The following is a 12,320-nucleotide window of genomic DNA, read 5'->3' on the forward strand; positions in this document are numbered from 1 at the left end:
TTTTCCTTTCTACTTCGTTTAAAAAATAAACCGTAGCTATAGCTATGCTTGATTTTTTTGCCTTGCATAAAGAAAAAATAATTCAATGAATTTATACGAATTTTTTAATCACAAATCGTATAAACCTTATACATTGGTTACATATTTAAAGTTATAATTTAAACATACAAGGGAAAAAGAAAAAAATAACGAACTGCTAGCAATACATAAGAAAATATAGGATCTTTGAACTTAATCAAAAAGCCTATTTTGCTTGTAAAGTTGACAAATATAAAGTTTGGCATTTATAAAAAATGATAAAAGCAAAATATTTATATTTGATTTAGTATCAATCAGAAACGTATTGCTTATCATCTGTTTTACGTTTCTTATACGAGATGACATAAATACAAATCAAACTCAACATACTCATGAAAAAGATATTCTTTCTAATTTTTGGTTTCCTGCTTCTTGTTTCCTGTCAAGAGCCTAAAATATCAGCAGATCTATTAGTGTTTAATGCCAATGTATATACGGTGGATGATACCCAACCAAATGTAGATGCTTTTGTTATAAAAGATACAAGGTTTATAGCAGTTGGTAGTTTAGAAGAAGTAAGTAATACATATCTTTTTGAAGATTCATTAGATGCAGGGGGTAAAACAATTGTGCCAGGACTTATTGATGCGCATTGTCATTTTTATGGTTTGGGATTGCAACAACAAAAAGTAGACTTGGTGGGTACTAAAAGTTATGATGAGGTATTGAATCGTATTATAAAGTTTCAGGAAAGCAAAAAAGTATCATTTATTACGGGACGTGGATGGGATCAGAATGACTGGGAGGTAAAAGAGTTTCCGGGCAAAGAGAAGCTAGATAGTCTTTTTCCTAATATACCGGTCGCAGTAACCCGAGTAGACGGGCACGCGATGTTAGTGAATCAAGCAGCTTTGAACTTAACAAAGATTGATGAAAAAACCAAAATTTTGGGAGGAGAGATTATTAAAAAAGATGGTAAATTAACGGGGGTGCTTATTGATAATGCTATGGATCCGGTAACATCAGTTATTCCAAAACCTTCAATTTCAGAACAAATTAGCGCATTAAAAGATGCAGAAGCTATTAATTTTAGTTATGGATTGACCACTGTAGATGATGCCGGATTAAGCCCACAAGTAATTTCACTTATTGATAGTCTTCAAAAAAATAATCAACTTAAGATACGAATGTACACTATGATCAGTAATGTGCCCGAATATGTAGATTATTATCTAAAACAGGGAGTTTATAAAACAGAAAAACTCAATGTTTCTTCATTTAAGGTATATGCAGATGGGGCATTAGGCTCCAGAGGAGCTGTACTAAAAAAACCGTATACCGATAAAGAAAACCATTATGGTGCTATGGTGATAGGTACTAGAGAATTTAGAGTTTTAGCAGAAAAACTAGCAAATTCACCTTTTCAGATGAATACCCACGCGATAGGAGATTCTGCCAATGCAGTGGTTATGAATACGTATTATGATGTATTAAAAAACAAATCTGATAGAAGATGGAGGGTAGAGCATGCTCAGGTAGTGGCTCCGGAAGAATTTAGTATCTTAAATGATAATCTGGTTATGAGTGTGCAACCTACACACGCAACCAGTGATATGTACTGGGCAGACGAACGGCTGGGTAAAGAAAGGATTAAGGGCGCTTATGCATATAAACAGTTATTGGAGAAAACAGGAAAAATTGCGTTGGGAACAGATTATCCGGTAGAAAATGTGAGTCCTTTTTATACATTTTATGCAGCTGTGGCTCGTAAAGATCTCGCCCAATATCCAGAAAATGGTTTTCAGAAAAAAGATGCTTTAAGCCGTGAAGAAACATTAAAAGGGATGACCATTTGGGCTGCATATAGTAATTTTGAAGAAACTGAGAAAGGAAGTATTAGTATAGGGAAGTTTGCAGATTTTGTTATTCTAGAAGATAATATTATGGAAATCGAAGAAGATAAGATTCCGAATATAAAGGTAAAAGCTACGTATTTGGCTGGTGAAAAGGTGTATTAGTCAATAGCGATAAGTAAGTGATAGTGATTCGGGTTGATAGGTTTTAAAAAGTTTGATTTGGGCAGTGAAGTTTAGTGTTGATTTTTTGTATAAAAAGTAAACTGCGTGGGAAAATCTCGATTATCTAGTAAAGAGGATTAAGAACTGTATGAAATATGCTAGGTTCTGAGTGATAAATATGAGATCAATATATGTCTTTCTGATACATTAGCTCTCACTGCCAATTCTACTGCAATCACTATTTGCCACCATTAGCTCTCAGATCCGCAATGCATAGTGGATCCAGTTTCGGAATTCCACTACCCAGAATATCCATCATTCCTGATTCGAATTCTATTGCAGCTTCCATTAAACAGTTTTTTACATTACAATGACCTTTGGATATAGTATCCTCGTGTTGAGATTGCAAAGGAGTCCCAATATTTACCAGGCCTAATAGATGTGCAAATTCGTGATTTAGCGTTGCTGTTTCTATAGAAGATAGCATAGGAGAATTAGGTCTGTTACTTAGTGCTCGTAATGTTTTTTCATAAATGACTATGGATGTATTTAGATAAGCAGTGCCTAACGTAACCTTAGTATTCGTATCCTTTTCATTACTACCATCAGCAAAATATATATATACAGTTATTTCATCTCCATCATTAAACTGAACTCTGTTGGTTGTTTCTATATTTTTTATTTCTTCAATATTGAATGGAGCAAGATTAGAAGAAGCAACAGATCTTTGATTGATAGTAATCCCATTGGGTTTAAATAAACGATTTTCAAGAAAAGTCCTGAACTCATTAATTGCAGTTATAGTAGGTTCGAATCCTTGAACAGATACTATTTCTATGGTTAATCCTTTAAAATTAAGATCACTCAATAGGTTGTTAGATGAATTTCTGCTTCCTAATGGTTGTTTGTTCGCATCAATAGCAGTAATGTCATCATCATTAGAACATCCCACCAGGAATAGAGAACTAATGATAAGTATACTAAATAATTTTGTAAGCTGCATAAAATGAGGTTTTTCCCAAAATAATTGTTCATAAATAAACGAATTTATCTGGAATGTAGTTGTTAGTTTACTGTTATTTTTGATAACAATATTCTTTTTAATTATCAAGAATCATACCGCTATTAAGAATGCTTGAAATTAGAAAAATTGTAGAGAAATTGGCGAATAATACTTGAAAGTTATGTGTAATACGATTTATAACTAAAAATTTCGCATATTCATCGTTTCTTTTTCCTTTCTACTTCGTTTAAAAAATAAACCGTAGCTATAGCTATGCTTGATTTTTTTGCCTTGCATAAAGAAAAAATAATTCAATGAATTTATACGAATTTTTTAATCACAAATCGTATGATTGATTGTTTAGATGAGGTCTATAGCAGGGTTCCGTGCGAATTCTTGGGTGAAATCACTGTAAACGGAATCAATTTTTTTTTAATTCATACAAGAAAGAGAACTCATAGATAGTAGCACTATCGATGCTTTTTATTTTGAAGTGTGAAACAAAAAGAAATGATGCTTGCAGGTAATTTCATTTGAGAATTGAATTAATCTATAGAATTTTTTACACTTCGCGTATAGGTTAGCAGAAAGTTTGAAAAAACCTAAAATCTTCATCTGGTTAAAAATAAATTTTCTTTAGTTGAATACTTCCAAGACGATCCTTGGTTTATTTAATATGTGCAAAATTATATAAATACTAAGATATATCAGATGCTGCCGTAAGTCTGACCAGAAAATCATTATTATTTCCTTCAATGATTAATTCACACAAGAAACCATTGGCATTGGCAGCATTCTGTAAGGTGTTATAATCGATATATAACCAATCAAACCAGTCAGATTCCATGCTTTTATAACTTAGTTTATATTGCATTTCTCCATAATATCCCGCAGAAGCGTCGACCCAAAAACTACCATCTTCATTTGCAAACAGGTAAGAGATATCCGAAGAATCTATGAGAATCTGACCTCCAGGGCTTAAAATAGTTTTTATGTGAGTAAAAAAATAATCAATATGAGTTAATTTCCCGATAATCCCACTACCATTCATTAAAAAGAGAAGCGTGTCATACGAAGTGTTCTTTAGTTCATAAAGATCCTGAACTGCTGCGGCTTTAATTCCTCTTTTTTTACAGATTTCTATAGCTCCGGCAGAAATATCAATTGCAGTGACCTCTAATTTTTGCGTGTCCTGAAGAAATATACTATGACTTCCGGCTCCACATCCAATATCCAGTACTTTTCCATAAGATAGCTCTAATGCCTTTTGCTCAATTTTTGGCATTTCTGCATATGATCTGAATAAATAGGGGATGGGAATGGTGTCATCATCAAAATCTGGTGCGTGTACTATAATATCTTGATTATAATTTTTAGTATAAAAATCTTTAATTGCTTCTCCAAATATATCTTGAGACATAGTACTTATTTTATGTAATCAGCTAATATAAATTTTTTCGGTATTTATTATAGCGTAACTTTGCAAGATGCAAAATTTTATAGATCAATTACCAAAACTTGCCAAAGATAAGCAGAATGAAAATAAGAAGTATTTTGCAAAGCTAAAAAAGAAGCCGCCTAAAAATCTAGATACCTTTATGCAAGACTTGCATGCTAAGGAGTTTCAAGAGACTGATTGTTTAGAATGTGCTAACTGTTGTAAAACGACAGGGCCTCTGTTTACGGATATAGATGTAGATAGAATTGCAAAACATCTAAAAATGAAATCTCATCAATTTGAGGATCAGTATTTAAAAAAGGACGAGGATGGTGATTTTGTGCTCAAAGAAACACCTTGTAGTTTTTTAGCTGCCGATAATTATTGTATGATCTATGATGTTAGACCCAAAGCTTGCAGAGAGTTCCCCCATACAGATCGAAAAAAGTTTTATCAGATTTCCAATCTTACAATGCATAATGTAGCTATCTGCCCAGCTGCTTACAATATTGTAGAGAAAATGAAGAGTTTGATGCCTCTGGAGCATAAAAGTAATCGAAGAGCATAAACTTTATTTATTCATTCTATGTGAGAATTACTTTTTGATTTGATGCGAGGAAACTGTGATTGTTTAAGCTGGTATTGTGCATGTTTTTGTGCTTTAAATAACACTGTTTTAGGGAGTGAATTCTAATATCTGTTAATAGCTTGTTAATGATTTTTATAAGGTTTAATGTCTTTATTTTTTTAAAATTTATTATTAAAACCACTATTTTTTATTAATAATTTAAAATAAAAGTTAATTGTGGATTTGTAGAGCTTTTGCTTTGTTACCCGAAATAAAAATGATTTTATGTAAAAAACTACCCTAAAAGGGTGGGATATTTCCCCTATAATTTTAATAGTTTTGATCTTGTAATTTTTTCACTAACCTTAAAACTATTAAAAAATGAAAAAACTGACTTTTATTATTATTTTAGGTATTTTGATTGTTTCGTGTACAAAACCAGAAGATGAAAACAATACTCTTTTAAATCTGGAAAAAGTATCGTATGAGATAGCTGATGATCAGTTTGTAACTGTTATTCTAGATCCAAATTTAGAGCCAAAAACTCATTCTTTCAATTCATTAGATGCTCACGATGACTTTTTAATACAATTAGAAGAAACTTCTAATAATACGATTACAGTTAATAAAAAAATGTATGAGGATTTATCTCATTATTTTGATCCATATCAGATTTCGATATTAGACAAGAATTATGCTATCAAGGTAGGAGATGATGTGTTTAAAGCAACGAAAGAAGCTATCTATAAAAAGTCAAAGGGGACTGACAACTGGAAGCTCTATATATACTATGGTTTGTCGGGTAAAGTAAGTCTTGAAGAGACAGAATTGATCCATAAAAATTACATGAATTTATCTAAACTAGAAGGGTATCAGTTCAAATGTCCTGACGCAAAAGCACTTTATCAGAAAAAATTGCAAGGTATAGCTAAAAGAGATACCAAATATTTCTATTCTGATGTCCTTGTAAAATACAGAGAAACTAATAATGGATCTATCAAAACTGCCTCTATTCGATGGAAATGCTGGAATGAGTCCTATAAAAGATTTGGTAGAAAAGGAAAAGGAGGAACTGTAACAGAAATAAAGAGATCTGGTCAAGGATGGAAAGTAATGAATGATAATGAAATCATGGGGAAATATTTGTTGAATGGAGAGACTGACGAATCCAGAGGGTATGTGAAAGTTCAGGTAAAAACCAGTAAAGGATCAAAAACGCGCGAAGGTAAAAGAAATGTGTCTGTCGATAAAGTAAAAAGAAAAAAGAAAAGAGGAACCTGGAGCTATCATAACGGTTCTATTCGAGATAATAATACTGGAGAAATGAATAGAATAATGAGAGATTTTAAGGTCAATTAGAACCTATAATACCAATCTAAAAAGAATAAGCAGTTTATAGGTGATGTCACCATTAGACTGCTTATTTTTTGCTGTAAAAAAAAACAATTTAATAAAAGTAGATTATATAGATTACGTTAGTTAAAATATACTAATCTTTCTTTATCAATGTAGATGGTCATTTTACTACTGTAGCTACGTATTTTATCAATGTAGATGGTCATTTTACCATTGTAACTACGTATTTTATTAACGTAGATGGTCATTTTACTACTGTAGCTACGTATTTTATCAATGTAGATGGTCATTTTACCATTGTAACTACGTATTTTATCAATGTAGATGGTCATTTTATTACCGTAACAGTATATTTTAGTAGGTAATTCTATATTAGATGAGGAATACCATTTGCCATTTGGATATACTGGAATAAGATCTTCTTTTTTTACCTAGGTTTTCAGATTAAAATTAAACCATTGCACTGCTATGATTGACTTTTCTTTTTCAAAAAATTCATAATACGATTTGTGATTAAAAAATTCGTATAAATTCATTGAATTATTTTTTCTTTATGCAAGGCAAAAAAATCAAGCATAGCTATAGCTACGGTTTATTTTTTAAACGAAGTAGAAAGGAAAAAGAAACGATGAATATGCGAAATTTTTAGTTATAAATCGTATAACTCAAAACAAATCAAGATGAATCTATAAACATCAGTGTTTATAGTGGTTTTAAAAGTTATTGATATTATAAAATTGTGAACGAATTATTCGTTTTTTGTGTTTTTTTGGCAAGTCTTATTCTATTATTACTGAAAAACTAAAGGTTTTATAGTTTTTTTTAAGCAAATTTACGGAATGATAGTATCCGTTTACAAACGGTTAGATCTTTTTATATCTTGGATATCCTATTTATTTTTCGGAAATTTCTATCCACTTCATCATGGACAATTAGATACTTACATTTTAATCAAGTAAATCTATGGGATACATTAATTTTTGATTTTTCACGTATCTATGGTCAATTATAAAAGCTTTTCCCGAAAATGAAAAAAATCTTACACCTTTGAATTTGTTCACAATTGGTTTTTCTATAAGAATCTTCTTTTTTCTTCTTTTTTTTCTATAGGATACAATTGACTTCCCATTCATATATTCGACATCAAATGGTTTGGGTAAACTATATTGTCTAGGGCGCATTCCAGCCATAAAAGGGACATCGCAATTAAAACAATTAAAATCTATGTTTTTTATACTTGTAATCTCTGAAAAAATCTTCAACACATTTTCAGTATTTGTGTCTTTAGGTTTCTTAGCTATTTGCTTACCTTCATAATTATAAATAAGTTTATAATCATCCGAATCAAATACATATCCCACATAGTTAGAACTATCATTATCATTTATAAAATCTAAATTTCTAATGGCAGTAGGAGCTACTAAAGCTAATTTTTTATTGTTAAAGTATAATTTACCAAGTCCCGTTTCAATTTCTCCATAGATATATTCTATACTAGTTTTATTAATTGGATTTTGAACAAAAATGTTATACAGCTCTTCATATTTATCTTGTAGCCTTATAGTATCATTTTGTGCATGATTGATTAAAATTGTTTCTTGTTCATTTAAAAAACAACTATAAATTTTTCCATCTACAGTAAGTTCTTTTATAAACCTGCCAAGAGCTTTTGTAGAGATTCCTTTATTTAAATCAAATAACACGGCATTATCAAGTACTACATAGTCTAATTCTCCTACAAAATCAATGTTGTTAAATGATGGTTTAAGAACAACATTTTGTGTAGAATCAACAATGCCCCATAAGTCATCGTATTTAAATGGCAAATATTTTTTATAGTTACTTTCCTGAGAAAATAGGCTGCTTGCTAATAAAAAAAGGACAAAAGTTATTTTGTTAAGCATTATAATATTGTTTTTATCGGTGTTATTATGGTTACAATACATTAAAAATTAGTACTTAGAACTTGTTCATTACACACAAGTCGCTGATTAAAAATATGTAAGTGTTATAAATAGATTATATAATCAATCAATCACCCTTAAATTCTCTAAAGGCTCTCCTTCTGGGAGATATAAATTGTACCAAATAAAACGCCCTTTTATCCGATCACCTTTTACATACTTAAACCAAAATCCAGATTCACCTCTTAGACGTTTGTCTACAGGCTCTGAGCTGGGATGTTTTAATGTTACCAGTTTTCCATGACCATAAAAGTGTAAATCATAAGTAGCATATTCTCCTTTTTCTCCATATTCTCTTATATCCCATTCCAATTGTTCTAAATCTTCTTCCCAAGCTTCTTTAATATCCTCTTTAGTCCAATATTTAGTTTGGGCATAAACTAAATAATCCCCATAAATCAAACGAGCTAAGGCATCTTTATCTTTGGTTTCATATATTTTTTGGATGCCTTTATAATAGTTGACCACCTGAGTCTTTAATTCATCCTTATGAAACTCAGTTAAATCTTGTCCCTTACTCCACCCTTCTAGTTCATAAGGTACTTCGGCATCAAACGTAAACGTATATTCATAATAAGGTAAGCCAGCCCCTTTAAACTTTCCTTCTTTATCAGTAGGAGCTTTATGCGTCATCACTTCTTTTTCTGCATCCAGACTGCTATCGATGTTAAAAGCATCATATTTAACGACTTGGATATTCATTTGAGTTTTGGGTAAGAGCGTTGTCACGGTTTCTCCTTCGCCATAGGCATCTTTGATGGCATCACCCAATGGATATAAGCGTACAGTAACCGTCTGTAATCCTGTTTTTAAAATACCATAGTTAATATTAATAGGAGTTGCATATTGTTCTATTCCATATTCCTTAACCATTAATTTATCATTTACTAAAATTTCATAAGCACAATTCCCCTGAGCAGGACGAATAAAGTATTTTGGTTCTTTAGGAAAACGTTTAACTTTATTAAAAATTTTTTCTACTACATTATTTGCAGTTATCACTTGATTATTCATTTTAGAAGGAATCTCATTATTAACTTGAACTTGTTTTTTTTGTCCGCAAGCGGAAAATATTATACATATTAATATTATATGCGTGATTTGGTTTTTCATAACTATTGCATGGTTTGTTTCCAGGTTTCTTTATCAAAAATAGCCGTTTCTGTCATATTAATAGTAAAGGCTGGGATCAATTCCATACCGACCATTTCTTTTTGTGTTACTTTCCGTTCGATTACTTCACAGGTTTCTGGATCTTCTACTTTCCGCGTAACTTCTGTTGTAGTACCAACTTCTGTCTTAAAGACTTCTCCAAAATCCTTATCGCCTTTAATTTGATCTACTTTAACCATAACATATCCCTGCAGTACTACCCCAGTAAAAATCAAGGTGTCCCGATATGCTGGTTTTGCGTGATTGATATAGGTAAAGGTACGCTCAAAGTTAAGAGAACCTCGTACTTGTCCTTGTATATCTGCGGTTACTCTGGTATCTTTTAGTTTTACTCCCAGAAAGTCTGGTAGATAGTTATTCATTCTGCTCCATTTTTGGGTCTGGAGTACATTGGCATCCAGTTTGATCAACAAATCAATTCCGTAATCCTGCCCAAATGTAAGTTGTCTGGGGTGTTCATATGTAAGCAAGCCATAGTCAGGATCATCAATCTCTAGTGCTATTGTTTTTTTATGCAGGTTTAACTTAAACTCAAAGTCCGCAGTAAAAAAACCAGTAGCTTCCAGCTCTACAGCTACACTTGCTCCCAGTTTCTTTTTAGTATACGCTTCTAGGCGTTTATGAATAATTTTTTCTAAACCATCCAGTCCCTTCTGCAAATCTCTAAACCTGAACATTTTTTTCCAATCAAACCCATCATCATCATCATCGCTTGTATCCGCACTATCATCACTACTTCCTTTTCTTTTTTTGGATACTTTTTGGATATCTTCTTTTGCACTTTTTAAAGTCTTAAGATGGCCTACCACACCTACTGCTTGTTCTGCGGTATCAAAAATTTTGGTAATCCCCAAAAAACTAGCAATTACTGATCCCAATGTTCCTTTCATCGTATGCTGCATCGCAAACAATGGAGAAGCACTCAATTTATGTGTTAATTCTAATCCCACAGAACCATCTTCATTATTAACATAACCAATCCCTCTGTGCTCACTTAATTGTGGCCACATAAACTCAGTTTCTTCACCGTTTGGTTTAGCGGGATCAATAAGATTGCCTGTAAAAATTGCTTTTGCTGTCTTTTGATATTTCTTAATTTTTCTATAGGTCTTGTACCCATCTTTGATACGTATGATTAAGGATACTTTTTTTGCCGTTTGTGCTCCTTTGGCAAAGGCATATCGTCCTCTGGTCAGCCATAGGATTAATGCATCTACTGCCACGGATACCAATAAGCTATATCCAATAACCAACTTGGACAAAACTTCATATTCTTTGGCATAATTAATCAACTCTGCTTTCTTTCCATCATCACAAAATGTATGATAGGCATGGAATCCTATTGCAAATTTATTTGCCTTGTCCTTTAGATAATCCAGTAAAATATCTTGTGCAAATTCGTTGAACGGGTTTTGTGGTAAATATTTCCCTACTTCGGCTCGCATTTCTTTTGCTTTGTCAAATTCTTTATCTAAACCTCTTACTAATTCATTTTCTAAATCAACATTTCTATAATAGATTTTATGTTGAGCTGTAAAATCTTTTGGTTTTCCAATCTGAAAATGAGTTGCAAAAGCTACATCCGGGAGAATAGATAATTGTATTTCCTTTTCAAAGGCACAGGAGTGTACCAGAATCTTATATTTTTTTTCGCTATTCTTAAATATTGGAAAATATGTAACGAAAAAATTATAATAATTTAATGGATCAAGATACTCATATTTGTAGGTGGGTACAAACGTAACTTTGGTATCACCTTCTATTGTTGCTTTTGGGTAATCTTCCTGTAAATGGGTAATATCAATGGTGGTAGGTTTGCTATGCTTATCTCTTAAACATTTTTCTACCTCCAAATCTTCTACAGAAATACGTAAGGTATCTGTGCTATCTTGTGCAACAACTACACCAATATCAATGTTTTTTGTTGGTACATTTATATTGTCTGGAGTACTAAATAGCGTTTCTGGCGCAGTACTGCCATATTCTTTTATGATCTTATCATATCTACAAGGGTTAAACTCAAAGATGCTTGTGGTAAAATCAGAAATTTGTACCGCTTGGTTACCTTGTTTTTCTATAGAGGTAGGTGCTGGATCACCATATTGTTTCACCTTTACATTAATGGTATCACTTTTAAAGGTTGGACAGCCCTTTACTGTACTATCAATGACAGCCCTTAATTTAATTTCTTCGTTATATTGTATCCGCCAACGTTGTTCCAGGCGAACATTAACAATGGTTTTTTGTATGTAGACATTTTTTCCATTACTTCCTACTTCTTCAAAGGCAAAGATAGTACTGGTATATGTATCCATATACTTTTTTTTAGTAGTCTTTTTTCCTTTTTCATCCTCCGTACTTGTTGATTTAACTTCTAAGTCAATATTTGCATTGTTGCCATTTCTGAGTTGAACAGTAACATTTTGACCATATCTTTATACTAGAGATGTAATAACGTGTTGCTTTTTCTGTGGGTTTATCTGAGTTTTTGAATTCCCTGATGCTATCTAATTTCACGACACTTACAGCGTTTTTCCATTTGCCATCTAGGTTAACAAACTCAAAATTTGAAATCACACTACAAGTCCTTGTTTCTATCCTACCATGCCCTAAATCCATATCGGTAACAGATATGACTTGTTTAGAGAATTTGAATTCATCTTGGATATCTTGCTATAATTTAGCTTGATTTCCTTTGACCGCCAAAATATAGTCAGCATTGTTTTCAATGATTTTACTGGCAATATCAAGCTGTGTTCCCATTGCATCGATGGTCACGATA

The 12,320-nt window shown here is 32.0% G+C and carries 8 protein-coding genes; 3 read left to right on the top strand and 5 right to left on the bottom strand.

Annotation, left to right across the window (positions count from 1 at the left end; translation table 11 throughout):
- Nucleotides 1–410 precede the first annotated feature (410 nt).
- Entirely contained in the window at nt 411–2,036 is a 1,626-nt protein-coding gene (locus F0000_RS25655; RefSeq protein ID WP_149627563.1) for an amidohydrolase, read from the top strand.
- Between the two features lie 238 nt (nt 2,037–2,274).
- On the opposite strand, the gene F0000_RS25660 is transcribed toward F0000_RS25655, so the two are convergent.
- Both F0000_RS25660 and F0000_RS25665 read right to left on the bottom strand, forming a co-directional pair.
- Nucleotides 2,275–3,039 (bottom strand): hypothetical protein, encoded by a 765-nt coding sequence (locus tag F0000_RS25660; RefSeq protein ID WP_149627564.1) that lies wholly within the window; start codon nt 3,037–3,039, stop codon nt 2,275–2,277.
- Between the two features lie 697 nt (nt 3,040–3,736).
- Complete coding sequence (locus F0000_RS25665) at nt 3,737–4,459, bottom strand: bifunctional 2-polyprenyl-6-hydroxyphenol methylase/3-demethylubiquinol 3-O-methyltransferase UbiG (protein WP_149627565.1); 723 nt, start codon at nt 4,457–4,459, stop codon at nt 3,737–3,739.
- 67 nt (nt 4,460–4,526) lie between these two features.
- Here F0000_RS25665 and F0000_RS25670 point away from each other — a divergent pair, with 67 nt between their 5' ends.
- Both F0000_RS25670 and F0000_RS25675 read left to right on the top strand, forming a co-directional pair.
- The gene (locus F0000_RS25670) at nt 4,527–5,045 is read left to right on the top strand and encodes a YkgJ family cysteine cluster protein (RefSeq protein ID WP_149627566.1); all 519 of its coding nucleotides are present in this window, start codon (nt 4,527–4,529) and stop codon (nt 5,043–5,045) included.
- A 381-nt stretch (nt 5,046–5,426) separates the two neighbouring features.
- Nucleotides 5,427–6,404, top strand: coding sequence for a hypothetical protein (locus F0000_RS25675; protein ID WP_149627567.1), 978 nt, complete (start codon nt 5,427–5,429; stop codon nt 6,402–6,404).
- A gap of 944 nt (nt 6,405–7,348) precedes the next feature.
- Here F0000_RS25675 and F0000_RS25680 read toward each other — a convergent pair.
- The 3 genes from F0000_RS25680 to F0000_RS25690 all read right to left on the bottom strand — a co-directional run bounded on the left by F0000_RS25680 (nt 7,349) and on the right by F0000_RS25690 (nt 11,853).
- Entirely contained in the window at nt 7,349–8,305 is a 957-nt protein-coding gene (locus F0000_RS25680) for a hypothetical protein (protein WP_149627568.1), read from the bottom strand.
- A 123-nt stretch (nt 8,306–8,428) separates the two neighbouring features.
- On the bottom strand, nt 8,429–9,379 hold the full coding sequence (locus F0000_RS25685; protein WP_149627569.1) for a hypothetical protein: 951 nt from the start codon (nt 9,377–9,379) through the stop codon (nt 8,429–8,431).
- 101 nt (nt 9,380–9,480) lie between these two features.
- Nucleotides 9,481–11,853, bottom strand: coding sequence for a hypothetical protein (locus F0000_RS25690; protein WP_149627570.1), 2,373 nt, complete (start codon nt 11,851–11,853; stop codon nt 9,481–9,483).
- Nucleotides 11,854–12,320: the final 467 nt, after the last annotated feature.

Source organism: Aquimarina sp. RZ0 (assembly GCF_008370685.1).
GTDB lineage: Bacteria > Bacteroidota > Bacteroidia > Flavobacteriales > Flavobacteriaceae > Aquimarina.

What these genes read in the sequence shown, in the direction of transcription:
- F0000_RS25655 (WP_149627563.1), top strand. Translation starts at nt 411, where the DNA reads ATGAAAAAGATATTCTTTCTAATTTTTGGTTTCCTGCTTCTTGTTTCC.
- F0000_RS25660 (WP_149627564.1), bottom strand. Translation starts at nt 3,039, where the DNA reads ATGCAGCTTACAAAATTATTTAGTATACTTATCATTAGTTCTCTATTC.
- F0000_RS25665 (WP_149627565.1), bottom strand. Translation starts at nt 4,459, where the DNA reads ATGTCTCAAGATATATTTGGAGAAGCAATTAAAGATTTTTATACTAAA.
- F0000_RS25670 (WP_149627566.1), top strand. Translation starts at nt 4,527, where the DNA reads ATGCAAAATTTTATAGATCAATTACCAAAACTTGCCAAAGATAAGCAG.
- F0000_RS25675 (WP_149627567.1), top strand. Translation starts at nt 5,427, where the DNA reads ATGAAAAAACTGACTTTTATTATTATTTTAGGTATTTTGATTGTTTCG.
- F0000_RS25680 (WP_149627568.1), bottom strand. Translation starts at nt 8,305, where the DNA reads ATGCTTAACAAAATAACTTTTGTCCTTTTTTTATTAGCAAGCAGCCTA.
- F0000_RS25685 (WP_149627569.1), bottom strand. Translation starts at nt 9,379, where the DNA reads ATGAATAATCAAGTGATAACTGCAAATAATGTAGTAGAAAAAATTTTT.
- F0000_RS25690 (WP_149627570.1), bottom strand. Translation starts at nt 11,853, where the DNA reads ATGGATACATATACCAGTACTATCTTTGCCTTTGAAGAAGTAGGAAGT.